The organism is Paraburkholderia acidiphila (assembly GCF_009789655.1).
Classification (GTDB): Bacteria; Pseudomonadota; Gammaproteobacteria; order Burkholderiales; family Burkholderiaceae; genus Paraburkholderia; species Paraburkholderia acidiphila.
In genome coordinates this window covers 110,947-136,870 of sequence record NZ_CP046909.1, presented here as the reverse complement: position 1 = coordinate 136,870, position 25,924 = coordinate 110,947, and the positions used below count along the sequence as shown (strand labels likewise).

Below are 25,924 nucleotides of genomic sequence, written 5' to 3'. Positions count from 1 at the left end.
ACTTCCCCTCTCTTCGTCTTACGGTGTCAGTCTTCGCCCAGCAGCATCGCGTCGATGCCATCGCACAGGCAATGAAGTATTAACTGGTGCACTTCCTGAATCCGCGCCGTCCGGTCGCTCGGCACGCACAGCTGAATGTCGGTATCGGCAACCACGCTGTTCACGTCGCCGCCGCCCTTGCCGGTCAGCGCGATCACGACCATTTCGCGTTCGTGCGCTTCCTGAATGGCCGCCAGCACGTTCACCGAGTTGCCCGAAGTCGTGATGGCGAGCAGCACATCGCCCGGCTGGCCAAGCGCGCGCACCTGCTTCGCGAATACCTGCTCGTACGCGTAGTCGTTGGCAACGGCGGTGAGCACCGAGGCGTCGGTGGTCAGCGCAAGCGCGGGCAGGCCCGGGCGTTCGCGCTCGAACCGGCCGATCAGTTCGGCGGCGAGTTGCTGGGCGTTGGCGGCAGAACCGCCATTGCCGCATGCGAGGATCTTGTTGCTGTTCGCGAGCGCGGCGAACATCGTATCGACCGCGGCGGCAATTGGGACCGCAAGGGTTTCCATGGCCGCGAGCGTAATGGCTGCGCTATCGCGGAAGTGCTGTTGAATGCGTTCGACGGACATCGACTCTCTAATCTGTACTGCGGGTATCGCAAAATTTCCGCATATTGCGGCGTGCCGCAAGTTTAGCGCACTCGAGGGCGTTCATTTTCACCCTTCTTTTTATCGGCCCAAGTTTTAGCTGTCGTGGGCTTCCGCATGAAACGCGTCGCGCAGCCACACGAGCCGGCCGCTCTCGAACGCGATCACGTCGAAGCGGCACGCGGGCGGCGTTCGCACTTCATCGCCTGCATCGGCAGCTCGCCACGTCGCCAGGAAGTATCGCGCCGCACGCAGCACACGCTGCTGTTTGCGCCAACCCACACTGGCAGCCGCGCCGCCGAATTCCGGCCGCGCACGTGCGCGCACTTCCACGAAAACCAACGTGCCGTCTCGCTCGCGCATCACGAGATCGAGTTCGCCGCCTCGACAATGCACGTTGCGCGCGACCAGCTCCAAACGCTCGCGCCGCAAAAACGCTAGTGCATGCGCTTCGAAACGCGCTCCTGTCGCGCGGCGTTTGGCATTCGACTGCGCTCGCGCACAAAAGTTGTCTGCGCGTGCCCGTTCGCTTGCGCCGCTTCCCTCGGGCGCACTCGCGTCCGCGTGGCACAATGTCGGCCTCTTTTCCTGCATTCGCGCGTTCCGTGTCATGACGTCCCTCTCGTCCCCCTTCGAACTCGCACAGGCCCAGCAGCATCCGGCCGCCACGCTGTACGTCGTGGCAACGCCCATCGGCAATGTCGCCGACATCACCTTGCGCGCGCTGCACGTGCTCGGTCTCGTCGATCGCATCGCCGCCGAAGACACGCGCAACACCGGCCAGCTCCTCGCGCGCTACGGCATTTCGAAGCCGCTCGTCGCCGTGCACGAGCACAACGAGCGCGAGGCGGCGCAACGCGTGGTCGAGTTTCTGCGCGCGGGCGAACGCGTGGCCTGCGTTTCCGACGCGGGCACGCCCGGCATTTCCGACCCAGGCGCCAAGCTCGTGGACGCCGTGCGCGCCGCCGGCCTGAACGTCGTGCCGCTGCCCGGCGCCAGCGCGCTCGCGACGGCGCTTTCCGCTGCGGGCGACTGGGTGTCGACGTTCACGTTCCTCGGTTTTCTGCCGCCCAAGCCCAAGCAGCGCGCAGCCTCATTGCAGCCGCTCGCCACGCATATGCACGCGATGGTGTTTTACGAAGCCCCGCATCGCATCGTCGAAACCGTGCAGTCACTCGCCGATGCGTTCGGTCCCGCGCGCCGTATCCTCATCGCCCGCGAATTAACGAAGTTACACGAGTCGCTCTGGAGCGGCACCCTGGCCGAAGCGCCAACGTGGCTCGCTGCGGATGCAAACCGTCAGCGCGGCGAATTCGTCCTGGTGGTGGAAGGCGCGAGCGAGGAAGCGCAAGGCGAAGCCGATCACGACGCGCTCTTGCGCGTGCTGCTTCAGGAAGTGCCGGTGAAGGGCGCGGCAAAGATCGCGGCGGCGCTCACAGGCGCGTCGCGCAATGCGCTCTACGCGCGAGCGCTAGAGTTGAAGGGAGAACACGAGGAAGAAGCTGACGACTGAGCTGCCAGCCGATAACGGCCAACAGCAGAGAAACACGAGCCAGAAAAACCGAAGGGCCGCCTGAATCAATCAGGCGGCCCTTCGTATATGCATCCAACACGACCAGGCGGTTCAGTCCGAAGGCGCGTCGCGGCGCACTCAGCGCCACGCCCGAACGAATGCGCTTAGTTGTCGATATTCGAGTTCACGGCAACCATCTCCGCTTGCGCGGCCTTCGCTTCCTGGCGCGAGAGGCCTTCGATGTCCACCTTCGCCGTACCCGCGTGCTGCACGCCAAGGAGCTTGGCGGCGGCATACGAGAGGTCGAGCACGCGGCCACGCGCGTACGGGCCACGGTCGTTGATCTTGACCACCACCCACTTCGACGTGCCGGGCACGCTCACGCGCACATACGAGCCGAGCGGCAGCGTGCGGTGCGCAGCCGTGAGCGCCTTCATGTTGAAGCGCTCGCCGCTTGCGGTGCGGCGGCCGTGGAACGCGCGGCCGTACCACGAGGCGCGGCCGGTCTGGTGGAACGAATGGACGTCCGGGCTGTTCTCGTCGATCGCATCGGCGTTCGCGAGCGAATTGTCCTTGGCGGTGCCCGATGCGGGCAGCGCGGCGAGCGCGGAGCCGTAGCCCTGCGGCGCGGTGAACGCGGCGTCCTTCGTGCGAAGGGCGTCGCCAGATGCCTGGTCCTGCTGCGCAGGCGGCATGGCGCAACCGGCCAGAATGGACACGGCTGCAAGACTCCCGAGTCGTCGTCGAGTCAGTCTAAGGTTCATAACATTGCCATCACGTGTTCGAAGCCTGTCCCGCGCCATGTATGCGCGTTGTCGGAAAGGCTTCGGCGGTCGCGGGCAAAGCTTCGCCATCGCTCGCCTGGAATGAAAAAGGCGAACGCGTGCCAATGCCCGGATGCAGCCCTATTTAGCCGCTAACCGCTAGTTATCTTTCACGTCTGGCGCAACCTGTCCCCGGCAGCCTGACCAGACCCCACATGCCGCCATCGAACGATGAAACTCGTTCAGGCACGCCGGAAACTCTCGGCGCACAGGAACGGCGGCGTAGGCCCCACCCAGCGTCACGGCATGTAGGCCGTTGCAGGCGCGTGGCACCTGGCTGGGCAAGACGTGCGGCGTCGAACGGATTCGACACCTGATTTGCTATCTTGTTGTAAGGCAGCCTTCTTCGGCCCGTCTTCAACGACAGCACTGCTTGACGGCGATGTACGCGACCTCTTTTTTTGCGAAGGTCACACCGCCCTTTGAAAGCACGAATTCCGTGCGTGATGGGTCGCATTATACCCAAAAGTTATTCCTGTCACGCCGATGCCCCACAAAACTCCATGATTTTTCACTATTGATGTAACAAAGCCGTTTGTCTTGCGCCGCCGCATCCCTTGTCTGACAAGGGATGCGGACCGCCGTGAGCAGCGTCGGCGGCGCATCCTGCACCCCGGTACAATCGATCCTTTGGCTGTGGTCCCTGGCGTGCACCGTCGCTTTCGAAGCGCCGCCGTGTGCGTCCCGCAAGACCCGAACCACACGAACCCGCCCACGAACCCCGCATGAAAATCACGCTGATTCCCGTCACGCCGTTCCAGCAAAACTGCTCGCTGCTCGTCGACGAAACGACGAACCGCGCCGCCGTCGTCGATCCGGGCGGCGACCTCGAGCGCATCGAGGCCGAGATCGAGCGCCAGGGCGTGCAACTGGAAAAGGTGCTGCTCACGCATGGCCACCTCGACCACTGCGCCGGCGCGAAGGCGCTCGCCGCGAAGTTCGGCGTGCCGATCGAAGGGCCGCAGGAAGACGAGCGCTTCTGGATCGATCAGTTGCCGCAGCAGAGCGTGCGCTTCGGCTTCGGTCACGCCGAGGCGTTCGAGCCCACGCGCTGGCTTCACGACGGCGACACGGTGCGCTTCGGCGACGAAGAACTCGAGGTCTATCACTGCCCCGGGCACACGCCGGGTCACGTGATCTTCTTCAGCCGCAAGCATCGGGTCGCCACGGTGGGCGACGTGCTGTTCGCGGGCTCGATCGGCCGCACCGACTTTCCGCGCGGCAATCATGCGGACCTGATTCGTTCGATCCGCGAAAAGCTCTGGCCGCTGGGCGACGACGTCACATTCGTGCCGGGCCACGGCCCGGTTTCGACTTTCGGTGAGGAGCGCCGCTCCAACCCCTACGTCGCAGATGGCGTACCTGGATGAGAGTGAAAAGTACGATGAATCAAGCCGCTATTGAGGAGATTTACGTCAGCACCGACGTCGAGGCCGACGGTCCGATTCCCGGCCCGCATTCGATGCTGAGTTTCGCTTCGGCGGCGTATACCGCCGACAAGCGTTTGATCGCCACGTTCTCCGCCAATCTCGAGATGCTCGAAGGCGCCGCGCCGCACCCGGTGCAGGCCGCCTGGTGGGAAACGCAGCCCGAGGCGTGGGCCGCGTGCCGCAAGGATCTGCAAGACCCGGCGGTGGCGCTCGTCGCCTATGTGGAATGGGTGGAGGCGCTGCCCGGCAAGCCCGTGTTCGTGGCCATGCCGGCGGGCTTCGATTTCACCTTCATGTTCTGGTACATGATGCGCTTCGCCGGGCGCTGCCCGTTCTCGTGGTCGGCGCTCGACATCAAGACGCTCGCCTTCGCCATGACGGGCCTGCCGTACCGCAAATGCATCAAGCCGCGCTTTCCGAAGCACTGGTTCGACGACCATCCGCACACGCACGTCGCGCTCGACGACGCCATCGAACAAGGCGCCCTCTTCTGCAACATGCTGGCCGACCTGCGCGCGCAGCAAGCCGCGCTCGCCACTGATGGGGACGACTCAGGGCAAAACGCCGCGAGCACTCCGGCAAATTAGGTGATCTCCCTCACCATCAGCGCTTCGCATTGCGTTCTGTTCTCCTGGCCTCTAACATTCAGGAATACAGCGACGCAATGGAGGCGCAGTTGACACTCGATACGTTCTCTCAGAAGATCCTGCGCCTGCTGCAGCTCGACGCGCGCCGCTCGGTGCAGGAAATCTCCGACCAGGTGGGGCTTTCCAGCACGCCGTGCTGGCGCCGTATCAAGGACATGGAACAGTCGGGCGTGATCCAGCGCTACACGGCGCTGCTCGATCGCGAGAAGCTTGGCCTGCACGTCTGCGCGCTCGCGCATATCCATCTCACGCGGCACACCGAAGGCGGCGTCGAAGCCTTCGAGCGCGAGATCGCCACCTGCCCCGAAGTCACCGAGTGCTACAGCACCACGGGCGAGTCGGACTACATCCTCAAGATCGTGGCGCCCGACATCAAGGCCTATGACGCCTTCCTGCACGAGCGCATCTTCCGCATTCCTGCCGTGGCGCAGGTGCGCACGAGTGTCGTGCTGCGGGAAATCAAGTTCGACACGCAATTGCCGCTCTGAGGCCGCGAAGGCGCGGCTCGCCGTGCCGCTTACTCAAGCGATTCTCACCGCGATTCAATGTGACTCGCGCGGTTTGTCATGCGTGGCCAGTGCGCCGTGAGCATCGAGCGACTGCATGACGTCGAGCTTGCTCGCGCCAAGGCGCTCGCGCAGCGCTTCCAGGTCCACCGAGGCCAGCCGGCGGGCGTCGTCGGCCGCGCTGAGCACCACCTGAATCTCCAGCCCAGTGCTCAAGTAGTGGAGCGTCACCGCTTCGACATGCACGTCATACTCCGCCAGCGCGTTTCGCAAACGCTCCGACACGTCGTCGCGCGGCGGCAGGTTGGCCACGGAGCGCACATGCATGTCGTCTTCGGGATCGACGTGAATCAGCGCATCGAGCACGCGTGAATCGGTGAGCAGGCGAGCGCGCGCCGTCTCGGCAATGTAGTGGCCTTCCGAAACCGAGATCAGCGGATCGACGAGGATGTGCGCATCCACGAGCGCGAGGTCGCCGGTCTTGCGCGTGCGCATCTCGTGCACGTCGAGCACGCCCGGCGTGCTCGTCAGGAGCGCGCGCAAGTCGGCGGCCGCGGCTTCGTCGAGCGCGCGGTCGGAGAGGTCTTGCAGCGCGTCCCAGCCGAACACCCATCCCATGCGCGCGACCATGAAGCCGACAATGGCCGCCGCGATCGGATCGAGCAGCCGCACGCCCGCGAGGCTGCCCACAATGCCGATTGCCACCACGAGCGACGAAGCCGCATCCGAGCGCGCGTGCCAGGCATTGGCGATCAGCATGGCCGAGCGCACGCGTTGCGCCTCGCGCAGCATGTAGCGAAAGAGCCCTTCCTTGGAAACCAGCACGAGAAGCGCCACGACCAGCGCGCTCACGTGCAGCGCCGGAATATCGCCGAGATTCATGAGGCGCGTGCCGGCGCGCACCAGCATGCCCACGCCCACCGCAATCAATAATGCGCCGAGGAATAACGACGCGACCGTCTCATAACGGCTGTGGCCATAGTTATGATCGGCGTCCGGCTTTGCGCCGCTGTGCCGGTTGGCCAGCAGCACCACAAAGTCGGAAACGATATCGGCCAGTGAATGAACGCCGTCGGCGATCAACGCCTGCGAATGCGCAAACACGCCGATGACGATTTGCAGCACCACCAGAACACTATTGACGGCAACACTGACCCACGTGGTGCGGCGCGCGACCTCGTGTTTATCTGATAACGGCGGAGCGGCGGAAGCAGTCATGCGCGGCGAGAGAGCAAATTAGGGAATAACCGCGATTGTAGCGACCGTATGCGTCGATTTTATGGATGCCCCTAAAAATCTCTTTTAAATCAGATGCCTACAAGACAAAGAAGCATTCTCATTCAGCCGGGGGTACTGTCCGTTCCAATCTGGCGCGGCGCAGAAAATCAAAAAGCCGCGCGTCCCCGGACTGCGCGGCTTCTTGTTTTCGGGAATCAGCAGATACCTGGTCTGACTCCACGCCTACTTTGACTCATGCGCAGCGCGTTCAAACGCGCCGCTGACAAGTTGATTTACTTCTGGATCAGAAAACGATCGCGGTCTTGACCGGCGATCCAGCGCGGCGGCTTGCCACGGCCCGACCAGGTGCTGCCGCTGTCGGGATCGCGGTATTTCGGCGCGACGCTTGCACGCGAGCGGCTGGCTGCCTTCGCGGCTTTGGCGCTGGCGCGGCCGCCACCGAGTTCTGCCAGGGTAATGCCGTAGTCGGCCATTTTCTGCTTGATTTCGTCGAGGACCTCGGCATATTCGCGAGCCTTCGCCTCTTCAATCTGCTTTTCCAGCTTTTCTCGCTGAGCGAGGAGTTCCTTGTAGGAAGACATAGGTGCCCTTGTGGTTTGATCTTAATGGCTACTGATCTCGCGCCAGTATGCCGATTGATAGATGCGCGCCTCGGAAATCGGTGGCGAGATTAACACAGAATTGAATGCCGGGATGCGCGTAAGCAATAAAAATAATTTAAACCAAATTTCGAATCCTGTCGCTTCCGGCAAGCGTCTAACTCATTGTCATTTCGTGCAAATCGGTATTTTTACTAAATCTGGCATTTGCCAGATAAATCCCCGTCTCATAATTAGCAGCGGATGAAAATTAAATGCTTTGAAATACGTCAAACATTTCATCGCATGACAACTTTGAGCCAATCAACGGGGACAGAAACGGGTTGCTGCGAGGCAGCATGAGACGACACGCCATATAGGCGGGCGGATAACGCCTGCATGGCGCGCAAAATCCGGTTAGGGCATATGACGCTCGATACAGTCCCCTAGCACCGCATGCAAGGTTTGCAAATCAGACTGCGGCGCATCGAAAACGAAGCGAGTGCGCGCACCGTCGATCACGAGATCGGCGCCGTAGCGGTCCACTCCAGCCAGATCCAGTCCGGCGCGGCGCGCGGGGTGGGCTTCGAAGAAGCGGATTAGCGCGGTTTCGTCGGCGGGTGCGAGCGGCTCCAGCGTGTCGAGATCGGCGCCGTCCATCCAGCCCATTGCGCCAAAGCCGCCGATATAGCGCAGCCGCTCGACCTGCATGACCCAAAAGGTGAAGTCGCCGAGTGCGAGATAACGCTCGGCGTCCGGGTGGTAGCGCACGTAGCGCCGCGCCAGCGCCTCGTTCGTTTCGCGGTCGGCGGAATCGACTGGTTCAAAGCGGCCGAGCAGCGTGGCGCGCGGTGCGTTCAGCACGTCGCCGTCGGGCGCGTGCGCAACGAGAAAACCCGCGCGCCGGTCGTCCAGCAGATTGCGCGTGTGCTCGGCCAGGCGGCTCACGAGTATCACCGGGCGGTGCCGCGCGTCGGGCGCGAACGGCAGCAGCGTGGGATACGGGAAGCCGCGCGGCTCGCGCGAATGCGTGGCGAGCGTGCCGGTGGGCGTCTGGTGCAGCAGATGCAGCGGGGCGTGAGCGGGAATCTTCAAGGGCGCGTCCTCGAACGATGAATCCTCCCGATATTAGAGCAGCTGGCTCGTCAAACGCGCTCCGACAGGCGAGTCGCACCTTCGTTAGAATCATCGTTTGCTTTCAGACGCCTTCCTGGTCTCTCCTCTTCCTTCTACCCGGAATTCCCGTGTCCGACCGACCGACCGATCCCGCCGTCTCCGTTGCGAGTCCCGCCGCCCACCATCGGGCGCTGCCCGCCGCCACGCGACATCGCGCGCGCATTGCGACCATGGCGCTCTTCTTCGTCGCGGGCATGATGTACGCGTCGTGGGGCGTGCACGTACCGACCGTGCGCGACAAATTCCATCTGAGCCCGGCGCTGCTCTCGTACGCGCTTTTCGCGGTGGCGGGCGGCTCGATCGCCGCGATGACGACCATCGGCGGCTGGATCGCGCGCGTGGGCTCGCGACGCGCCTGCCTCGCCGGCGGCGTCACGATGTCCGTGTGCGGCGCGCTGATCCTGGTCGTGCCGTACTACTGGATGCTGATCGTCGTGCTCGCGTTTTTCGGCGTGGGCATGGCCACGCTCGACGTCGCCATGAACGCCGAAGCGAGCGCCGTGGAAGAAGCCGTCGGCAAGCCGATCATGTCGGGGCTGCACGGCATGTTCAGCCTGGGCGGCATGGCGGGCGCGGCGATTGGCGGCGCGTTGCTCGCGCGCGGCATGGCGCCGGCGCTGCATCTTTTTCTGGCTTCGGTGCTTGCGGCGCTGGTGCTCTTTGTCTCGTGCCCGGCCGTGCTGCCGCACGTGCCGCACGCCACGCACGGCGAGCACGCGAAAACCGGCAACCGCTGGCGCACGCCCGCGCTCTGGGCGCTTGGCGCCATTGCGCTCATCGCGCTGATCGCCGAAGGCGCGATGTACGACTGGGCCACGGTCTATATGCGCGACGTGGTGCTCGCGACGCCCGCGCTCGCCAGCGCGGCGTATGCGGCGTTCTCGGGCGGCATGGCCGCGGCGCGCTTCGCAGGCGACGCCGTGCGCGCGCGCTTTGGCGCACCGCAGCTCGTGATGGCGAGCGCCTCGCTCGCGTGCGCGGGGATGATCGGCGCGCTGCTGCTGCCGTTCTCGTTCACGGCGCTCACGGGCTTCACGCTCATGGGGCTCGGCCTCGCCAACATGATGCCGGTGCTGTTCGCCGCCGCCGCGCGCGTGAAAGGCATCCATGCAGCCGAAGGCCTGGCGCACGTGGCAGGCATCGCGTATTTCGGCTTGCTGTTCGGGCCGGTGGTGATCGGCGGTATCGCGCAGGTGACCAATCTTACGGTCGGTCTCGCCGTCGTTGCGTTGTGCGCGGCGCTCGTGGCCTTTGCGGGGCCGAGGGTGTTGCGGCGGCTGGGAATCTAAAAGCACAACCCAGCGCATCGACTAAAGCGTCACTCGAAACGCCGAACGAAAAAAAGCCCACGGGCCGAAACCCGTGGGCTTTTCCAATCGCGTGAGCGAAATCGCTAGAGGCGACTTACATCTTCACGACGTCGAGCAGCGACTTCTTGCCCGACTTGTAGTTGTACAGCGAGATCACGCCGTGCTTGAGGTCGCCCTTCGAATCGAAGGTCGTCTCGCCAATCACGCCCTTGTAGTCCGTCGTCGGCATGGCCGCGAGGATCTTGGCCGGATCCGTCGAGTTCGCACGCTTCATGGCGTCGACGATGATGTACACAGCGTCATACGTGAACGGTGCGTAGATCTGGATCGGCTGGCCGAAGCGCTTCTCGAACTTGGCTTCGAATTCCTTGCCGCCCGGCATCTTTTCGAGCGCCATACCGGCTTCCGAACACACGATGTTGTCGGTCGCGTCGCCGGCCAGGTCGGCCAGCTTGTCGGTACAGACGCCGTCACCCGCGAGCACCTTCGCGCGCAGGCCAAGCTGCTTGGCTTGCTTGGCGAACGGGCCGCCGGTGGCGTCCATGCCGCCGTACATGATCGCGTCGGGGTTTTCGCCCTTGATCTTCGTCAGAATCGCGCGGAAGTCGACGGCCTTGTCGTTGGTCGCGTCATGCGACACCACGGTCATGCCGAGCGCCTTGGCGGTCTTCTCGAATTCGTTCGCGAGACCCTGGCCATAAGCCGTCGAGTCGTCGACCACGGCAACGGTCTTGACCTTCAGGTTCTTCGCCGCGTAGTTCGCGAGCGCCGGGCCTTGCTGAGCGTCGGTCGCCACGACACGGTAGGTCGTCTTGAAGCCTTGCTGCGTGTAGGCCGGGTTCGTGGCCGACGGCGAGATCTGCACGATGCCTGCATCGCTGTAGATCTTCGATGCCGGGATCGACGTGCCCGAGTTCAAGTGACCGACGACGGCAACGACCTTGTCGTCGACGAGCTTCTGCGCGACCTGGGTAGCCGTGCGCGGGTCAGCTGCGTCGTCTTGTGCGTCGAGCACGAGCGTGACCTTCTGGCCATTGATCGTGAGGCCCTTCGCGTTGATCTCTTCAACTGCGAGACGTGCGCCGTTTTCGTTGTCTTTCCCGAGGTGCGCAATGCCGCCCGTAAGCGGCGCGACGTGACCAATCTTGATCGTTTCGTCTGCGCTCGACACCGTTGCGAACGACGCTGCCAGCATGGCCGCCGCGCTGATCGGCAACAGCTTGTGAAGCTTGATATTCATGTAAGTCTCCAGTTTCGAACCCAAAAGCTACGTAATCGCCCAGTGCTCCCGCGCCCCGAACGTGTCGCTCCCCGTGCGGACGACCACGCAGGATGCATCCTTGATGCACCTGGCCAGCATGGCGAATGACCCGTTCATGGCGGACCGCCCATCCATACTTGCGCGCAAGTGTAGGTGATCAAATTAATTTGGGGGATTTTTTTCAGATATTGGTGCGAGTACCAATATGCGTCTTGCAACAACAGTTCGAAACCCTGATCAATCGCCCGCAAGGCTTATGTAATAAGGCATCCCGACTTTGGATCCAATTATTGGGAGATTCCCTGAGACGCCCTGCACGAATCGTTTTTGAGATTATTTGACGGGAGTTATTGGTGTGTTAGCGCACGCGTTCCGGGAATACACCAGGACGCATTACGACGCTATGAAAATCCCTCGCATTCACGATAACGTTTGCGGGTTGCACACGTGCCGGCCACGCGCTTTTTGGCGCGTGCCGGTTCAAGTAAGCATTCGATTAATTTCGGATGCCGATACGTTGCCAACGCACCTCATCTGCGGCCGGGTGCCTCACGACTCGCGACTGAGTTTGCCGCTGAGTTTGTCGCCGAATTTATCGAGCACTGCGCGCCATTCGGCATCGAGCGCTTCGACGATTTGCCCTGCGCCAAGACCGCCCTCTCGTTTGCGCGAGAGCGGTGCGCCCTGCCCCGACCACAGCGAAAGATAATCGCCGTCGTTCTCGCGCGCCGCACGCTGTCGCAACGGCTGCGTGAGCGCATTCTGCACGGGGTACGGCGCGACCGTCTCGGGGCGCGCCTCGAGTTGCTGCATGAGCGCGTTGCGAATGCCGCGCGCGTGGCGCCCGGTGATCGCGCGCGTGACGGCCGTTGCGGTATCCGTCGATGCGCGCAGCCTGGTCTTCCAGTCGGCAGGAATCGCGCTTTCCGCGCAGCCGAGAAACGCGGTGCCCATCTGCACGCCTTGTGCGCCCAGCGCGAGCGCCGCGGCGATGCCACGCCCGTCCATGATGCCGCCCGCCGCCAGCACGGGCAGGCCGGCCGCCTCCACCGCATCCACGAGTTGCGGCACGAGCGCCATCGTGCCGACGAGCGCATGCGGCGCCTCGCCGATGAACGTGCCGCGGTGCCCGCCCGCTTCAGCGCCTTGCGCGACGATGGCATCCGCTCCCGCGTCGCGCCACGCGAGGCCTTCGGCCACGTGCGTCGCCGTGCCCATCACGTAGCTGCCTGCCGCATGCAGGCGCGCGACATCGACTGCGGGCAAGAGGCCGAACGTAAAGCTCACCACCGGCACGCGCAGCTCGATCAGCATGTCGAGTTGTGCGCGAAAGTCGGGCGCGTAGGGTGCAAACGCAACGCCCGGCGGCAAGCCGAAATGCGCGGCGACCGGATCGATGGCTTCGAGCGCGCGGCGCACGGTCGCTTCGTCGGGATTCGCCGGATCGAGCACGAAGAGATTCACACCGAAGGGCTTGTCCGTGAGCGCGCGAATCGCGGCGACTTCGCTTGCGATCTTCTCGGGCGCAAGCGCCGCGCCGGCAAGAAAGCCGAGTCCACCCGCGTTCGAAACCGCCGCGACGAGCGCGGGCGTGGTCGGACCGCCCGCCATCGGCCCCTGCACAAGCGGCAGGCGCAAACCGAACCGGCGGCTGAATGGCGTGGAAAAGTCGGGCGACGTGTGCAACGCGGGAACAGAATTCATGACGCAATCCTTGTATGGCTGAATAAGGCGGGACGATGCAAATCGCTACCGACTCTAGCCAAACCGCGTCTGCCCGAAAAATGAATAATCGAGATCATTACGATCCGCTTGCGAGATTGACCTGCGCTGCAGAGGGGCAAGGGGCTATGGCAAACTGGCTCCCCGATTTCGCGATGCGCCACGGGCGGCGCTTGTCGACACCCGACGGCGCATCACATGACTCGTTACTGAACACGGAGAAACAACATGAGCGTTTCGACCAAATGGATCGACATTCCCGCCGGCAATGACAGCTTCGGCGCGTATCTCGCGCTGCCCAAGGGCGGCAAGGGCCCGGGCATCGTCATCCTGCAGGAGATCTTCGGCGTGAACGGGCACATCCGCGACGTCGTCGAGCAATACGCGCTCGACGGCTACGTGGCCATCGCCCCCGACGTGTTCTGGCGCGCAGCTCCGCGCGTCGAGCTCGAATACGTGGGCGCGGACCGCGACCGCGGCATCGCGCTGATGCAAAAGACGGACGTCAACCTCGTGGTCGAGGACATCGCCGCCACGGCGGCCGCGCTGCGCGCGCTGCCCGAGTGCACGGGCAAGGTCGCGGCGATCGGCTACTGCTTTGGCGGGCGTCTCGCCTACCTCGCGGCCGCGAGCGGCTCGGTGGATGCGGCGGTGTCCTACTACGGCGGCGGCATCCAGAACCAGCTAGACCTCGCCGACAAGGTCACCAAGCCGATCCTCTTCCACTACGCCGAACTCGATCACGGCATTCCGCTCTCGGCGGTGGGTCAGGTGAAGGAGCGCTTCGCGGGCCGCCCGAACGCCGAGTTCCACCTGTACCCGAACGCCGATCACGGCTTTAACTGCTCGGTGCGCGCGTCGTACAACCAACATGCCTCGGCGCTCGCGCACGGCCGCACGCTGAGCTTCCTCGCCGAGCATCTGTAATACCTGTGCTCCCACGGGCGGCGTCGATGGCCGCCGCCGCCCGTCTGTCGTTGCGCGCGCATCCCTTGAGGCATGGGTGCGCGCGCAACGACACGCCCGGCGAGCGCGCTGCCCGCTTACACTCCTTGCATACGCTGTCCGTATCGGCCTGGCCTCGACCAGACCTCGGCCTGACCCGGCCCCAACCCGACGACGAGGAGTGCGCGCCTTGCAGTCCGACTATCTGGAATACGACGCCATCGGCCTCGCCGATCTCGTGCGCCGCCGCGAAGTCAGCGCGCGCGAACTGCTCGACACCGCCATCGCCCGCGCGGAAGCCACGAATCCCGCAATCAACGCCATCGTCCTCAAGGACTACGAGGCGGCGCGCGAACGCGCATTACGCATCGAGGCATCCGGCAACGGCGTGAATGCGCTAACCGAAGGCCCGCTCGCCGGCGTGCCGTTTCTCGTGAAGGATCTCGGCGCGGCGGTGGCCGGGCTGCGCATGACGCTCGGCAGCCGCCACTACCGCCACTACATTCCCACCGCCGACGCGCCCATAGTCGCGCGTTTTCGCGCGGCGGGCCTGAATATCTTCGGCAAGACGAGCGCCTCCGAACTCGGGCAGATGCCCTACACCGAGCCCGAGCTGTTCGGCCCGTGCCGCAACCCGTGGAATCTCGATCACACGCCCGGCGGCTCGAGCGGCGGCGCAGCCGCTTCGGTCGCGGCGGGCATCGTGCCGCTCGCGCATGCGTCCGACGGCGGCGGGTCGATCCGCATTCCGGCGTCGTGCTGCGGGCTCTTCGGCTTCAAACCGTCGCGCGCGTTCCAGCCGGCATCGGACGTGCCGCCGCCGCCCGGCGCGCTCGGCGTGGATCTCGCGGTTTCGCGCAGCGTGCGTGACAGCGCGCTCATGCTCGACCTGATCGCCGGCGACCCCGCGCTGCCCACCGGCGCGCCCGGCACGTTCCTCGACGCCGCGCGCACGCCGCTCGACGGCTCGAAGCCGCTCGCCATCGCACTGCTGACCGAGCCGATGTTCGCGGACACGCTCTCGCCCGAAGTGCGCGGCGCGCTCGACGACGCCGCCGCGCTGCTCACCTCGCTCGGCCATCGCGTGGAGCCGTATTCGCTGCCCGTGAACTACGCGGAGGCGCGCGAGGCGTTCCTCATGTTGTGGTCGGTGGTGGCCGAACAGTACGTGCTGCACGCGGACGACATCACGGGCACGAAGCCGCGCCGCCACGAGTTCGAGATCGCAACATGGGCCATGGCGCACATCGGCCAGAAGCTCGGCGAGCGCGAGCTGCCCGCCGCGCTCGACGTGCAGCAGCGCATCACGGCGCAGCTCGCCGACCTGATGAAGCGCTACGACGTGCTGCTGTGCCCGACGCTCGCCGCGCCACCGGTGAAGATCGGCGAACTGAAGCCAAGTCAGAGCGAGCGCATGCAAATGCGCGCGGTCACGGCCATGCCAATGGAAGTGCTGATGAGAAAGCTGCTGACCGAAGCCTCGAACAAGGCGTTCGCGTGGGCGGGATGCACGGAGCTTTTCAATCTGACGGGCCAGCCGTCGATGTCGGTGCCGCTCGCGTGGAACGCTCGCGGGCTGCCGATAGGCGTTCAGTTTGCCGCGCGCGAGGGCAACGACGCGTTGTTGCTGCGCCTCGCTGCGCAACTGGAGGCGGCGCGGCCGTGGTTCAACCGTCGGCCGCCGTTGCTGCAGGCGCGGCTCTAGCGCGCTCTTGCCAATCACGCGCGGGTGCAGGCGTGTGGGGGCTACGCGCCGCGCCCCCCGCGCCGTTTCATCACGCCTTCTTGTTATAGGCGCTGCACCAGCCCTTGCCCGCGACCTGCTTGCCGCCGAACATCGGGCACGGCGCAAACGCGTCGGTGGCCTTGCCCTGGTAGAACGTGCAGTTGCTGCAATCCTGACCGGCGGCGTACTTCGCGAACTTCGCCTTGTCGACCTTGGTCGCGTCGAGCTTGTAGCCGAGCGCCTGGGAGGTGGGATCGGATTCGGCAGCCTTGGGCGCGTCGGCGAAGGCCTGGCGCGAAAGCGCGAGCGTCGAAGCGACGCCGATGCTCGTAATCAGAAAGCTGCGGCGGGACGATTTCATGTGACTCACTCCAGTATTGTGGCGATTCGTTCGCTGGGATTTTGGCGCGGCGCTTTTCGTGTGGCGCACGCCGCGCATGCCTCTGAGCCGCTCTGGTGGCGGCGTCGCGAAGAAGCTTAACAACGAAGCCAGCCCCGGTGACGCTGCAATGCTGGAGATAAGTCAGCGGCATGTTGCCGCCTCGCGGAAGAAGGGCGCGAAGCCCGATCAATCGAACGAAGCCATCTCGCACACGCGCTGTGCGATCGCGAGCGACGCCGTGAGCCCCGGCGACTCGATGCCGAACAGGTTCACGAGGCCGCGCACGCCGTGCGAAGCCGCGCCCTGGATCATGAAGTCGGCGGGGGGTTCGCCCGGGCCGGAGAGCTTCGGGCGGATGCCCGCGTAGGCCGGCTGCAGCGCGCCGTCGGGAAGCGCGGGCCAGTAGGTACGGATCTGCGCGTAGAAAGATTCGGCGCGGCGCGGATCGACGTCGTAGTCGACCGAATCGATCCATTCGACGTCGGGGCCAAAGCGCGCCTGGCCGCCCAGGTCGAGCGTGAGATGCACGCCGAGGCCGGCGTCGTTCGGCATCGGATAGATGAGGCGCGTGAACGGCACGCGACCCGAAACGCTGAAGTAATTGCCGCGCGCCAGATAAAACGGCGGCACGTGGCGCCCATCGAGCCCGCGAATGCGCTTGGCGAGCTTCGTGGCATAAAGGCCCGCGCTGTTGACCACGCAGGCGGCGCGGATGTCGATCGGCGCGTCGCCGCCCGTGCGCACGGTGAAACCGCCGCCGAGCGCATCGATCGACTCGACGGGCGACTTCAGCGCGATCACGGCGCCGTCGCGCTCGGCGTCGCCTTGCAGCGCGAGCATGAGCTGATGGCTGTCGACGATCCCGGTTTGCGGCGAGTACACGGCGGCGACGCATTCGAGCGCGGGTTCGAGCGCGAGCGCCTCGCTTCCGCTAATGCGCGTGAGGTCGAACACGCCGTTTTCCTTGCCCCGCGCGCGGATCGCCTCGAGTTGCGGAATCTGGTTCGCCGCCGTGGCGACGAGCAGCTTGCCGCAGCGCGCGTGCGTGACGTTGCGCGACGCGCAGTACTCGTAGAGCATTTCGCGCCCGCGCACGCACAGCGTCGCCTTGAGCGAGCCGCGCGGGTAGTAGAGCCCCGCGTGAATCACCTCGCTATTGCGCGAGCTGGTGCTGGTGCCGATCGTCTCGGCGGCCTCGAGCACGATCACCTCGCGCCCGCGCGCGGCGAGCGCACGCGCCACGGCGAGCCCGACCACGCCCGCGCCGATCACCACGCATTCGATCTGGTCCATGTCCCTGCGTCCCGCCTTCGCCGCGCCGGCAGGCAAGCCGGCTGCGTCGCGATCCTCTCTGCCATGGGGCCAGCTGCGCAAAAATCGCGCCGCCGCATGACAAAAATTGTACGCTGCCCGACGGCGGGGCTACGCCAGACTCTCGCCTGGAAGGAGCGGCAGGGAACAAAGAACGCCGGAGCTGGCGCGTCAGTCGGCGGCGCTGCGAACGTGGAAGAAGTGCGCTGTGACCTGCTCGCGCGGCGCGGTATAGCCGCCCATCGCATATTGCTGCGGATACGCCGGGGAATTCGGGTCGAGGCTCAATTCGCCGCCGTGAGCACGGGCGCTGGCCAGTTCGGCCTTCACCTCGGCGCGCGTCTTCGGGGCGGTGTTCGTGGCGACGGCCGCGACGGGCAGCGCTTGAGCCGCCGCAGGCGCCGGCTCGCCGCTCGCGAATGCGGGCGCGGTGGCGAGGGCCGTGGCGGCGCTGACCAGCAGGGCAGCAAGCGTGACGGATGTCTTCATGGCGATGCTCCTTCGTGGCGTGCCCGGCAAGCTTTGCAACACATGCTGGCCAGCCGGCGGATTCCGAACAACGTGTTGGGCACGTCGAAGCCAGTGTAAACACGAGCTATCGAAAAACCATCCCGATAAGGAACAAGTCTGCGTTGCAGCCACGACAACAATTTGCGGCGAATTACCCCAGTGAACGTATGGTTGTTGCGCTTCAATAACTAATCGCTCGACGCGCCACGGTTGAAGCGTGCCCGGCGCGTCCCCATCTTTGGGTGAACCGCTGCGGTCCGGCGTTTGCGAACCCGGTATAGGATCGATGGTCAGAACGTATCCGCCCCGCCGTAGCGTTGCCGACACTGTCGCCTCGCGCGGCGCCGTGCACGGAGCCTCCTTTATGAAGTTGTGGAAACATTGCCTTGCCGTGACGCTGTTCGCCGCCCTCGCGGGAACGAGCGTGTGCGCGCTGGCGCAAGCCCCGTCGGAACCACCGCCACCGCCGCCTCCCCCGCCGCCGACTGCCCCCGCCGCGGCAGCTGCGACACCCGCAGCGGCGCCTGTCACGCAGGGCGCAGTGCAGTGGGAACTGCAAGTCATGCGCGACGGGCAGCAAATCGACGCGTTCGATGGCACGACCTCGATCGGCCAGGCGCACACCGACACGCATCACAAGGTCGTCTCGCACAGCGTGGGCTGCAAGGATCAGCCGGCAGGCAGCATCGACCTGTCGCGCACGATCACCGTTTCGCCGCTGCAGGTGCGCGCGAACCTGGTCATCCTTTCGATCGACGCACAGGAAACGCTCGAAAACGACGCCGCGCCGAGCACGGCCGAAGGCTGCCGGCTGCCGCCGCAGCCGCGCCAGGTGAATGCGAACCATCCGGGCCTCGTCGTGCCGGACGGGCAGTGGGTGACCTGGCAGATCGTCGACCAGAACCCCTCGCTTGCGTACCGGGTGCGCGCAACGCTGGCGCCGCCGTCCGCGTCCGCACAATGACTGCGCAGATGCCATGCATGACGCGGCGTGACCCAATCCGTTAGATAAAAACGCATGCGAAATCCCGAACAACCGCTCATCGACACTTCGCTGAGCAAAGACTTCGTCGCCGTGAGCTGGAATCTGCACAAGGGCCGCTCGCCGCTGGGCTTCGAGGCCTGGGAGGCCATGCGGCGCTGGGTGCAGTCCACCCACGCCGACGCCTGGTTTCTCCAGGAAGCGATGGCCCGCCGCTTGCCGCAGCCGGTGCTGGCCTCCGCCTTCGGCGCGCAACTGGGCGACCCGCTCGACGACGTCTGGCACTGCCAGGCCACCGAAATCGCCACGGCGCTCGAATTGCAGATCGCCCTCGGGCCGAACGTGTTCAAACCGTCGTGGCGGCACGGCAACGCGATTCTCTCGCCGCATCCGCTCGATCTGGGCGGACGCTGGGACATCTCCGCGCACCGCTTCGAGCGGCGCGGGCTGCTCGTTGCGCGCGCAAACGTCGCCGGGCAGTCCGTCACGCTGTTGTGCGCGCATCTTGCGCTCACGCGCAGCGCGCGGCTGCGGCAGATGAACTGGATCGCGCACTGGATCGTGAAGGAGGCGCCGCAGGGGCCGCTCGTGCTGGCGGGCGACTTCAACGACTGGCGCAACGACTCCGTGCCGCTGTTTGCCGAGCATGGTCTGCAGGAAGTCGCGACGCTGCTCGGCGAGCCGGCGCGCACCTTCCCGGCGTTCTCCCCGGCGCTCGCGCTCGACAAGATGTTCGTGCGGGGCCTGAAGCCCGTCGAGCTGATCCAGCCCGCGCAGGAAACCGCCTGGCTCTCCGACCACCTGCCGTACATGGCGCGACTGCGCCTCGAAGACTGACGCGCTGAACCAGGGCACGCCGCTGCCCCGAAGCATCCACGCGACACTCCCCCGATCGCGGCCAACGTCGCGCGCGAGCCCGCGCTAAGATGTCGGGTCGCGCGCGACGCGCGTTTCATCAGGTGTCCTCAGATGCATTACCTCGCCACGCTGCTGCAGATCGTTGTCGTCTATCTGTTCGCGCTCATCAGCCCCGGCCCCAACTTCTTCATGGTCACGCAGCTTTCGCTTGCGGGCCGTCGGGGCCTGGGCGTCGCGTCGGCCGCGGGCGTGGGTGTCGGCTCCACACTCTGGGCGGCGCTCGCCATGCTCGGCTTCGCGGCCGTGCTGCAGCACATTGGCTGGCTCTACAACGGCGTGCGCGTGGCGGGCGCGCTTTATCTCGTCTGGTTCGGCCTCAAGCTGCTGCGCTCGGGCGTGCGGCGCGAACTGGCCGCCGCGGCACAAGCCGTCGTCGCACCGCCGCCTCCCGCCGACCGGCGCGCGTGGCTGCGCACCTGGCGCGCGGGACTCATCACCTGCCTCACGAACCCCAAGTCGTGCGTGTTCTGGACCAGCGTGTTCGCGGCCGTGTTTCCGGCGCACCCGCCGCTGTGGTTCTATGGCGTTGCGCTCGCCACGGTCGCCACGATGTCGTTCGGCTGGCACTGCAGCCTCGCCTTCCTGTTCGCCGACGACCGCACCCAGCGCGGCTACCGCCGTCTGCGCCGCCCGATCGACGCTTTTTGCGGCGCCGCGCTGATCGGGCTCGGCGTGAAGCTCGCGGCCGACCGTTAGGGCGCTGTCACGCGCTTCACGCATCTCACGCGCCGCGGCGCACTGCCGCAGCCCTGCTGCAGCGTCGAAAATGGCGCCATTACGCTCGCATCGGCGCCTAAAAGCCGCGCCGAAACTGCCCCACCAGCAGGGTCAATGCTGCGGGCTGTCAGAGCTTCCGGTATCATCTAGCCGAAAATTCGCACGCGCCGCGTGCCTGATCGGGTTCTGGCGCGCGTTGCCAGCGGCACGAGAACCCGCTCTCGCGGGTTTTGGCAAGATGCTGGCCAAGTCCGGCACGGCCCGCGAGGCCGCGCGAGGCTGACACCCGCCGCCACCTTTTGCCGTCGCCAGCAGACCCCGCCGATACGCGCCGATACCGTGTTGCGCCCGCGTGCGGGAGCCAGCAGATCGCCGCAGCGAGCCAACCTTGCTTGCAGCGCCTGGGAAACCCAACCCGGTTCAGGCGAATCGACAAGCGGGATCAAACAGGATCAAGCAGGTCCTCGCGGCTCGAGCGCGGTAAAATAGCGGATTGCGCTTCGTTCGCAGCGAAGCGAACTGGCAACACAACAGGGACTCGCCTGCCGGAGGCCGAAAGCCTCGCATCCGGGTCCCGGGCATATCGTCAAAGCTACGCTGTACTGGACAGCAGGCCGGCAGGATCGCCGCAGTCAGGCGGCGCTTGTTTCGCACTTCAGGAACCATGAGCAAATTCACCGAAGAAACCGTTCTGAGCGTCCATCACTGGACCGACACGCTTTTCAGCTTCACCTGCACGCGCGACCAGGCCCTGCGTTTCGACAACGGCCAGTTCACGATGGTCGGCCTCGAAGTGGACGGCAAGCCGCTGATGCGCGCGTACTCGCTCGCGAGCGCGAACTATGAAGAGCACCTGGAATTTCTGAGCATCAAGGTGCCGGACGGCCCGCTCACGTCGCGCCTGCAACACCTGAAGATCGGCGACAAGGTTCTGATCGGCAAGAAGCCCGTCGGCACGCTGGTGGCCGACAACCTGCTGCCCGGCAAGGTGCTGTGGCTGCTCTCGACCGGCACGGGCCTCGCGCCCTTCATGTCGATCATCAAGGACCCGGACATTTACGACCGCTTCGACAAGATCGTGCTCACGCACACCTGCCGTTTCGTCGACGAACTCGCGTACAAGGACTTCATCACCCAGGAACTGCGCGAGCATGAATACCTCGGCGAGATCGTGCGCGAGAAGCTCGTGTACTACCCGACCGTCACGCGCGAAGTGTTCGACAACCGCGGCCGTATCACCGAGCTGATCGACACGAAGAAGCTGTTCGAAGACCTTGACCTGCCGCCGTTCTCGCCGGAGCGCGACCGCATCATGCTCTGCGGCAGCACGCACATGCTGCGCGACACCGTCGAGTTGCTCGAGCAGGCCGGCCTCAAGGAAGGCAGCAACAACGAACCGGGTCACTACGTGGTGGAAAAGGCGTTCGTCGGCTAAGCGCGACGACCCGGTCGCTCACGACTCGAAGAACCGGAGCCTGAGTGCTCCGGTTTTTTTTCGCCCGGGCATTTCAATTTGGCCCCTTATTTTGTCGCGAATTTGCCGATTGCGCAGTTACAGTTGTCACACAAATGCGATACCTTTCCTGTCGGTATTTTTCCTACATGACAAAGACCTGCGACCTCATGCTACACCTGAGGTTTTGCCGCTAACCCTTGTCCAGCCTGAAGTTTTTTTATTTTTAAGATATTATCGCAGCGCAGCATTGGATACACTGCACGGTATCCAGGGGCAGAGCCAGGTTGTTACTGGTTGTAAATTTCGTTACGCTGCGCCGTGCTGTTCACCGTCACGCCGGGGAGCCAAAACCCGACGGATGTCTGACAGCCGGAACCGGTTCCTGAACGGGGGATAGATGGATACGTCGAGATTCGCCGCGCCGAACGCGCGCACGCCTGCCAGCGATGCGCCGCGCGCCGCTCATGGCATCGACGGTCTCGCCCTCCTCGCCTGGTCCGCTGTCGCCGACGAAGCCGCCACGGTGGCCGCGCTCGAAGACCTCGACCGGGCGCATCGGCAAATTGCCGCGCCCGCGCGCAGCGAGGGCCGGCGCGCGAGCCGGACGCGTTCCCACCACGGCAACGCCGCCCAATCCATTCACGCCGACGAAGCCGCGCGCCACCGGCTCGCCCGCGACCTGCACGACAGCGTGGGCGCGGAACTCGCCGCCACGCACTTCGCGCTCGCCAACGTCCACACCTGGCTGCCCGCCAACGCCCCGCCGCAATGCGCCGAGGCGCTCGCGCTCGTAGCCCGTTCGCTCGAAGCCGCGACCGGCGCGATGCGCCACGTGCTCGACGGCCTGCACGCGCCGCAACTCGAGGCGGGCCTCGCGCCCGCGCTCTCGGCGTGGGTGCGAGGCTTCGCGGCACGCACGGGCCTCGCCGCCCGCGTGGCCGGCGCCAGCGACGACGCGCGCCTCGCCCGCCTGCCCGCCGAGGCCGCGCTCGCCGTGTTCCGCGTCGCCCAGGAAGCGCTCGCCAACGTGGCGCGCCACGCGCAGGCCACCTGCGCCGAGGTGCGGCTCGAAAGCACCGCGCGCCACCTCACGCTCACGATCGCCGACGACGGCATCGGCCTCGCGCGCCCCGCCGGCCGCACGCGCCGCAGCCCGGTATGCGTCGCGGACGACAACGGCATCGAAAAACGCGACACCGGCTCGGGTCATTACGGCCTCGCCGGCATGCGCGAGCGCTGCGCCGCCTTCGGCGGCTCGCTGCGCGCCGCCAGGGGCGGCCTCGCGCGCGCGGCTCACGCCGACGCACAGCACGAAGCCCCCGAGCGCGGCACGACCGTGCGCGCGCGTTTTGCCTGGGACGCGCTGCTTGCCGTCTCCCCTTCCCCTCGCTCGTCCTCATGAAAGAAGGCGCCCGCCCATGACCCATCGCATCCTGCTCGTCGACGACCATGCCGTCGTGCGCCAGGGCGTTCGCCAGCTGCTGCTCGATCGCGGCATTGCCGCCGAGGTGATCGAGGCGCAAACGGGCGCCGAGGCGCTCGCCGCGATCGCGAAGCATGTGTGCGACGTGGTCCTGCTCGACATCTCGCTGCCGGACATGAACGGCGTGGAGGTGCTCAAGCGCGCCAAGAAAAAGGCGCCGCGCGTGCCGGTGCTGATGTTCTCGATGTATCGCGAGGATCAATACGCGGTGCGCGCGCTCAAGGCGGGCGCGGCGGGCTATCTCTCGAAAACGGTGGACGCCGCGCAGATGATCGCGGCCATCCAGCAGGTCGCCGCGGGCCGCAAGTACGTGAGCCCGGCCATGGCCGAAGCGCTCGCCGACTACGTGCTGGTGGACGGCGAGCAACTGCCCCACGAGAAGCTCTCCGACCGCGAATACCAGACGCTGTGCATGCTCGCCTCGGGCAAGCGTCTCACCGACATCGCGCACGCGCTTTCGCTTTCGGTGAAAACGGTGAGCGTGTACCGCACGCGCCTGCTCGAAAAGATGAAGCTCACCAACAACGCCGAGCTGACCTTTTACGTGATGAGCAACCGGCTCGTCGACCTCTCGCCTACCGTCAGCGCCTGATAGCGAAGCGACGCTGCCGCATCGAGGCGGCCTTCTCGCCACAACCCGTTGATCCGGAAATGAAATTCGCCGTTTTTGCGGGTCCCGGCAAGGATCGCGCTCGCGCGTTCGGGTTTGCAGCGGAATCGTCCGCGCAAAACGGGCGTTTCCGACCCTGCTCAACCGGTCTCTTGCACCACATCCGCTAAAATTTAGGGTTTCCCCCAGACATCCGGCACGCGAAGCCGGCGCAGGCGGGCGTGGGTCGATCCACCGCGCCGGTTCCTCGCCTTCGCGCGTTTTACGTGGAGTTCCCCGCCAAATGTCCCTTTTTCGCAAGAAGAACGTCGAGCACATGCTGCAGGCGAGCGCCAAGGGCGCCGGCCTGAAAAAAGCACTCGGCGCGCTCGACCTCACCTTTCTCGGCATCGGCGCGATCATCGGCACCGGCATTTTCGTGCTGACCGGCACGGGCGCCGTGCAGGCCGGCCCGGCGCTCATGCTGTCGTTCCTGATCGCGGCCGTGGCCTGCTGTTTCGCCGCGCTCGCCTACGCCGAATTCGCCTCGACCATTCCCGTCGCCGGCTCGATCTACACCTACTCGTACGCCACGCTCGGCGAGCTGGCCGCGTGGGTGATCGGCTGGGACCTGATGCTCGAGTACGGGCTCGCCACTTCCGCGGTCTCGGTGGGCTGGTCGGGCTACCTGCAGTCGCTGCTTTCCGGCTTCGGCCTCACGCTGCCCGCGGCGCTCTCGGCCGCGCCCGGCGCCGTGCCCGGCGTGCACACGCTCTTCAACCTGCCCGCCTTCCTCGTGATGATGGCGATCACGGCGCTCCTCTCAGTAGGCGTGCGCGAATCCACGCGCATCAACAACATCATGGTGGCGATCAAGGTGACCGTGGTGCTGCTCGTGATCGCCGTGGGCGTGTTTCACGTCACCCCCGCGAACTGGCATCCGTTCATGCCCAACGGCTGGCGCGGCGTGTTCGGCGCCGCAGCCGTGATGTTCTTCGCGTTCATTGGTTTCGACTCGGTGTCGTCCGCGGCGGAAGAAGTGAAGAACCCCAAGCGCGATCTGCCCATCGGCATCATCGCGTCGCTCGCGGTGTGCGCGGTGCTGTATGTTGCCGTAGCGGCGGTCGTGACCGGCATCGTGCCCTCGCCGCGCTTCGCGCATGTTGGCCACCCGGTCTCGTTCGCGCTTCAGGCGGTCGGCGAAAACTGGGTCGCGGGCTTCATCGATCTGGGCGCGGTGCTCGGCATGCTCACCGTGATCCTCGTGATGAGCTACGGCCAGACCCGCATCATCTACGCGATGTCGCGCGACGGCCTCTTGCCCGCCAAACTCTCGAAGGTGCACCCGCGCTTCGCCACGCCGTTCTTCACGACCTGGCTCGTGGGCATTTTCTTCGGTCTGATCGGTGCGCTCGTGCCGCTGAACGTGCTGGCCGAACTCATCAACATCGGCACGCTCGCGGCGTTCTCGATGGTGTCGATCGCCGTGCTCGTGCTGCGCAAGACCCACCCGCACCTGCCGCGCGCATTCCGCTGCCCGGGCGTGCCCGTGGTGCCGATTCTCGCGGTGGGCTCGTGCCTCTTTCTCATGATCAACCTCCAGCCGCTCACGTGGGTCGCGTTCCTCGTCTGGACCGCGTTCGGCCTGATCGTCTACTTCGGCTATTCGCGCCGGCATTCGCGCCTCGCGCATGCACCGCACGAGCACGCGCATCACGATTGACGAGCGTGTGATCTCGCGGCGCTTCGATCACGCTCGATCGCTGCACTGCAACGCAACGGCCCGCCCCGAGTCATCGAGGCGGGCCGTTTTTTTACGCGCGCCGCAAGCATTCCGGAGGGTAAAACCCCGCGCAGCGGAATTCAGCAAATTGTGCTTTACTGTCCGGGCGTCACCCCCAGGCTTCACTGAACAGAAAGGCACCAGCCGGACCCCGATTCCGCTCCACCCGCACTGGTTCAATTCGCCCGAACCGCCCCGCACTTCTTTCGCGCGGCGGTTTGCGTTGCGCGCGCAATGAGGCGCAATGCGTTAGACGGGCGAGTTTGTCTGCGGGCGGCTATGGC

Annotated in this window: 25 protein-coding genes; 14 read left to right on the top strand and 11 right to left on the bottom strand. The window is 65.4% G+C overall.

Going from position 1 to position 25,924, the window contains the following annotated elements; genetic code table 11:
• Nucleotides 1–26: 26 nt before the first annotated feature.
• Nucleotides 27–614 carry a phosphoheptose isomerase gene (locus FAZ97_RS00620; RefSeq protein ID WP_158756712.1) on the bottom strand — a complete coding sequence of 196 codons (588 nt, stop codon included), beginning with the start codon at nt 612–614 and terminating at the stop codon, nt 27–29.
• A 114-nt stretch (nt 615–728) separates the two neighbouring features.
• Nucleotides 729–1,244 (bottom strand): YraN family protein, encoded by a 516-nt coding sequence (locus FAZ97_RS00615; RefSeq protein WP_158756711.1) that lies wholly within the window; start codon nt 1,242–1,244, stop codon nt 729–731.
• On the opposite strand from FAZ97_RS00615, the gene rsmI reads away from it, so the two are divergent.
• The gene (rsmI, locus tag FAZ97_RS00610) at nt 1,243–2,145 is read left to right on the top strand and encodes a 16S rRNA (cytidine(1402)-2'-O)-methyltransferase (protein WP_158756710.1); all 903 of its coding nucleotides are present in this window, start codon (nt 1,243–1,245) and stop codon (nt 2,143–2,145) included. The two genes, FAZ97_RS00615 and rsmI, sit on opposite strands and share 2 nt — an antisense overlap.
• Before the next feature lie 164 nt (nt 2,146–2,309).
• Here the strand turns inward: rsmI and FAZ97_RS00605 are convergent, their stop codons facing one another.
• Nucleotides 2,310–2,909 carry a septal ring lytic transglycosylase RlpA family protein gene (locus FAZ97_RS00605; RefSeq protein ID WP_158756709.1) on the bottom strand — a complete coding sequence of 200 codons (600 nt, stop codon included), beginning with the start codon at nt 2,907–2,909 and terminating at the stop codon, nt 2,310–2,312.
• Nucleotides 2,910–3,694: 785 nt separating this feature from the next.
• On the opposite strand from FAZ97_RS00605, the gene FAZ97_RS00600 reads away from it, so the two are divergent.
• From FAZ97_RS00600 to FAZ97_RS00590, 3 genes are all read left to right on the top strand, one after another.
• Nucleotides 3,695–4,339 carry an MBL fold metallo-hydrolase gene (locus FAZ97_RS00600; RefSeq protein WP_158756708.1) on the top strand — a complete coding sequence of 215 codons (645 nt, stop codon included), beginning with the start codon at nt 3,695–3,697 and terminating at the stop codon, nt 4,337–4,339.
• A gap of 14 nt (nt 4,340–4,353) precedes the next feature.
• A complete protein-coding gene (locus FAZ97_RS00595) occupies nt 4,354–4,986 on the top strand; it encodes a 3'-5' exonuclease family protein (protein WP_158756707.1) in 633 nt (210 codons plus the stop codon).
• A 77-nt stretch (nt 4,987–5,063) separates the two neighbouring features.
• Nucleotides 5,064–5,534 carry an Lrp/AsnC family transcriptional regulator gene (locus FAZ97_RS00590; RefSeq protein WP_174479506.1) on the top strand — a complete coding sequence of 157 codons (471 nt, stop codon included), beginning with the start codon at nt 5,064–5,066 and terminating at the stop codon, nt 5,532–5,534.
• 54 nt (nt 5,535–5,588) lie between these two features.
• On the opposite strand, the gene FAZ97_RS00585 is transcribed toward FAZ97_RS00590, so the two are convergent.
• The 3 genes from FAZ97_RS00585 to FAZ97_RS00575 all read right to left on the bottom strand — a co-directional run bounded on the left by FAZ97_RS00585 (nt 5,589) and on the right by FAZ97_RS00575 (nt 8,464).
• Entirely contained in the window at nt 5,589–6,770 is a 1,182-nt protein-coding gene (locus FAZ97_RS00585; RefSeq protein ID WP_158756706.1) for a cation diffusion facilitator family transporter, read from the bottom strand.
• A 293-nt stretch (nt 6,771–7,063) separates the two neighbouring features.
• Entirely contained in the window at nt 7,064–7,372 is a 309-nt protein-coding gene (locus FAZ97_RS00580; RefSeq protein WP_069265202.1) for an H-NS histone family protein, read from the bottom strand.
• A 414-nt stretch (nt 7,373–7,786) separates the two neighbouring features.
• Entirely contained in the window at nt 7,787–8,464 is a 678-nt protein-coding gene (locus FAZ97_RS00575; protein ID WP_158756705.1) for a HugZ family pyridoxamine 5'-phosphate oxidase, read from the bottom strand.
• A 149-nt stretch (nt 8,465–8,613) separates the two neighbouring features.
• Between FAZ97_RS00575 and FAZ97_RS00570 the strand changes: the two genes are divergently transcribed.
• Nucleotides 8,614–9,834 carry an MFS transporter gene (locus FAZ97_RS00570; RefSeq protein ID WP_158756704.1) on the top strand — a complete coding sequence of 407 codons (1,221 nt, stop codon included), beginning with the start codon at nt 8,614–8,616 and terminating at the stop codon, nt 9,832–9,834.
• Between the two features lie 115 nt (nt 9,835–9,949).
• Here FAZ97_RS00570 and FAZ97_RS00565 read toward each other — a convergent pair whose 3' ends face one another.
• Both FAZ97_RS00565 and FAZ97_RS00560 read right to left on the bottom strand, forming a co-directional pair.
• Complete coding sequence (locus FAZ97_RS00565) at nt 9,950–11,095, bottom strand: branched-chain amino acid ABC transporter substrate-binding protein (RefSeq protein ID WP_158756703.1); 1,146 nt, start codon at nt 11,093–11,095, stop codon at nt 9,950–9,952.
• 570 nt (nt 11,096–11,665) lie between these two features.
• A complete protein-coding gene (locus FAZ97_RS00560; protein ID WP_158756702.1) occupies nt 11,666–12,820 on the bottom strand; it encodes an NAD(P)H-dependent flavin oxidoreductase in 1,155 nt (384 codons plus the stop codon).
• A gap of 246 nt (nt 12,821–13,066) precedes the next feature.
• Here FAZ97_RS00560 and FAZ97_RS00555 point away from each other — a divergent pair, with 246 nt between their 5' ends.
• On the top strand, nt 13,067–13,765 hold the full coding sequence (locus tag FAZ97_RS00555) for a dienelactone hydrolase family protein (protein WP_158756701.1): 699 nt from the start codon (nt 13,067–13,069) through the stop codon (nt 13,763–13,765).
• A gap of 208 nt (nt 13,766–13,973) precedes the next feature.
• On the top strand, nt 13,974–15,488 hold the full coding sequence (locus tag FAZ97_RS00550; RefSeq protein WP_158756700.1) for an amidase: 1,515 nt from the start codon (nt 13,974–13,976) through the stop codon (nt 15,486–15,488).
• A gap of 70 nt (nt 15,489–15,558) precedes the next feature.
• Here FAZ97_RS00550 and FAZ97_RS00545 read toward each other — a convergent pair whose 3' ends face one another.
• From FAZ97_RS00545 to FAZ97_RS00535, 3 genes are all read right to left on the bottom strand, one after another.
• Complete coding sequence (locus tag FAZ97_RS00545; RefSeq protein ID WP_028203157.1) at nt 15,559–15,870, bottom strand: high-potential iron-sulfur protein; 312 nt, start codon at nt 15,868–15,870, stop codon at nt 15,559–15,561.
• Between the two features lie 207 nt (nt 15,871–16,077).
• A complete protein-coding gene (locus tag FAZ97_RS00540) occupies nt 16,078–17,184 on the bottom strand; it encodes an NAD(P)/FAD-dependent oxidoreductase (protein ID WP_158756699.1) in 1,107 nt (368 codons plus the stop codon).
• A gap of 189 nt (nt 17,185–17,373) precedes the next feature.
• Nucleotides 17,374–17,691, bottom strand: a complete 318-nt coding sequence (locus tag FAZ97_RS00535; protein WP_158756698.1) for a DUF4148 domain-containing protein — start codon at nt 17,689–17,691, stop codon at nt 17,374–17,376.
• Nucleotides 17,692–18,082: 391 nt separating this feature from the next.
• Between FAZ97_RS00535 and FAZ97_RS00530 the strand changes: the two genes are divergently transcribed.
• The 7 genes from FAZ97_RS00530 to FAZ97_RS00500 all read left to right on the top strand — a co-directional run bounded on the left by FAZ97_RS00530 (nt 18,083) and on the right by FAZ97_RS00500 (nt 25,580).
• Nucleotides 18,083–18,676 carry a hypothetical protein gene (locus FAZ97_RS00530; protein ID WP_407671814.1) on the top strand — a complete coding sequence of 198 codons (594 nt, stop codon included), beginning with the start codon at nt 18,083–18,085 and terminating at the stop codon, nt 18,674–18,676.
• Between the two features lie 54 nt (nt 18,677–18,730).
• On the top strand, nt 18,731–19,531 hold the full coding sequence (locus FAZ97_RS00525) for an endonuclease/exonuclease/phosphatase family protein (protein ID WP_042265511.1): 801 nt from the start codon (nt 18,731–18,733) through the stop codon (nt 19,529–19,531).
• Between the two features lie 132 nt (nt 19,532–19,663).
• The gene (locus FAZ97_RS00520) at nt 19,664–20,308 is read left to right on the top strand and encodes a LysE family translocator (protein WP_158756696.1); all 645 of its coding nucleotides are present in this window, start codon (nt 19,664–19,666) and stop codon (nt 20,306–20,308) included.
• Nucleotides 20,309–20,993: 685 nt separating this feature from the next.
• Nucleotides 20,994–21,764, top strand: coding sequence for a ferredoxin--NADP reductase (locus FAZ97_RS00515; protein ID WP_158756695.1), 771 nt, complete (start codon nt 20,994–20,996; stop codon nt 21,762–21,764).
• Between the two features lie 418 nt (nt 21,765–22,182).
• Nucleotides 22,183–23,187: a sensor histidine kinase gene (locus tag FAZ97_RS00510; RefSeq protein ID WP_158756694.1), complete on the top strand. Its 1,005-nt coding sequence runs from the start codon at nt 22,183–22,185 to the stop codon at nt 23,185–23,187.
• 16 nt (nt 23,188–23,203) lie between these two features.
• Nucleotides 23,204–23,860: a response regulator transcription factor RqpR gene (rqpR, locus tag FAZ97_RS00505; RefSeq protein ID WP_028203163.1), complete on the top strand. Its 657-nt coding sequence runs from the start codon at nt 23,204–23,206 to the stop codon at nt 23,858–23,860.
• Between the two features lie 301 nt (nt 23,861–24,161).
• Nucleotides 24,162–25,580: an amino acid permease gene (locus FAZ97_RS00500; RefSeq protein ID WP_158756693.1), complete on the top strand. Its 1,419-nt coding sequence runs from the start codon at nt 24,162–24,164 to the stop codon at nt 25,578–25,580.
• The last annotated feature ends 344 nt before the right edge of the window (nt 25,581–25,924 follow it).

Bases quoted from the DNA above. Each gene is read 5' to 3' on its own strand.
- FAZ97_RS00535 (WP_158756698.1), bottom strand. From the start codon at position 17,691: ATGAAGACATCCGTCACGCTTGCTGCCCTGCTGGTCAGCGCCGCCACG.
- FAZ97_RS00600 (WP_158756708.1), top strand. From the start codon at position 3,695: ATGAAAATCACGCTGATTCCCGTCACGCCGTTCCAGCAAAACTGCTCG.
- FAZ97_RS00620 (WP_158756712.1), bottom strand. From the start codon at position 614: ATGTCCGTCGAACGCATTCAACAGCACTTCCGCGATAGCGCAGCCATT.
- rqpR (WP_028203163.1), top strand. From the start codon at position 23,204: ATGACCCATCGCATCCTGCTCGTCGACGACCATGCCGTCGTGCGCCAG.
- FAZ97_RS00580 (WP_069265202.1), bottom strand. From the start codon at position 7,372: ATGTCTTCCTACAAGGAACTCCTCGCTCAGCGAGAAAAGCTGGAAAAG.
- FAZ97_RS00540 (WP_158756699.1), bottom strand. From the start codon at position 17,184: ATGGACCAGATCGAATGCGTGGTGATCGGCGCGGGCGTGGTCGGGCTC.
- FAZ97_RS00525 (WP_042265511.1), top strand. From the start codon at position 18,731: ATGCGAAATCCCGAACAACCGCTCATCGACACTTCGCTGAGCAAAGAC.
- FAZ97_RS00595 (WP_158756707.1), top strand. From the start codon at position 4,354: ATGAATCAAGCCGCTATTGAGGAGATTTACGTCAGCACCGACGTCGAG.
- FAZ97_RS00510 (WP_158756694.1), top strand. From the start codon at position 22,183: ATGGATACGTCGAGATTCGCCGCGCCGAACGCGCGCACGCCTGCCAGC.
- FAZ97_RS00605 (WP_158756709.1), bottom strand. From the start codon at position 2,909: ATGAACCTTAGACTGACTCGACGACGACTCGGGAGTCTTGCAGCCGTG.
- FAZ97_RS00590 (WP_174479506.1), top strand. From the start codon at position 5,064: ATGGAGGCGCAGTTGACACTCGATACGTTCTCTCAGAAGATCCTGCGC.
- rsmI (WP_158756710.1), top strand. From the start codon at position 1,243: ATGACGTCCCTCTCGTCCCCCTTCGAACTCGCACAGGCCCAGCAGCAT.
- FAZ97_RS00520 (WP_158756696.1), top strand. From the start codon at position 19,664: ATGCATTACCTCGCCACGCTGCTGCAGATCGTTGTCGTCTATCTGTTC.
- FAZ97_RS00515 (WP_158756695.1), top strand. From the start codon at position 20,994: ATGAGCAAATTCACCGAAGAAACCGTTCTGAGCGTCCATCACTGGACC.
- FAZ97_RS00560 (WP_158756702.1), bottom strand. From the start codon at position 12,820: ATGAATTCTGTTCCCGCGTTGCACACGTCGCCCGACTTTTCCACGCCA.
- FAZ97_RS00500 (WP_158756693.1), top strand. From the start codon at position 24,162: ATGTCCCTTTTTCGCAAGAAGAACGTCGAGCACATGCTGCAGGCGAGC.
- FAZ97_RS00615 (WP_158756711.1), bottom strand. From the start codon at position 1,244: ATGACACGGAACGCGCGAATGCAGGAAAAGAGGCCGACATTGTGCCAC.
- FAZ97_RS00565 (WP_158756703.1), bottom strand. From the start codon at position 11,095: ATGAATATCAAGCTTCACAAGCTGTTGCCGATCAGCGCGGCGGCCATG.
- FAZ97_RS00545 (WP_028203157.1), bottom strand. From the start codon at position 15,870: ATGAAATCGTCCCGCCGCAGCTTTCTGATTACGAGCATCGGCGTCGCT.
- FAZ97_RS00585 (WP_158756706.1), bottom strand. From the start codon at position 6,770: ATGACTGCTTCCGCCGCTCCGCCGTTATCAGATAAACACGAGGTCGCG.
- FAZ97_RS00555 (WP_158756701.1), top strand. From the start codon at position 13,067: ATGAGCGTTTCGACCAAATGGATCGACATTCCCGCCGGCAATGACAGC.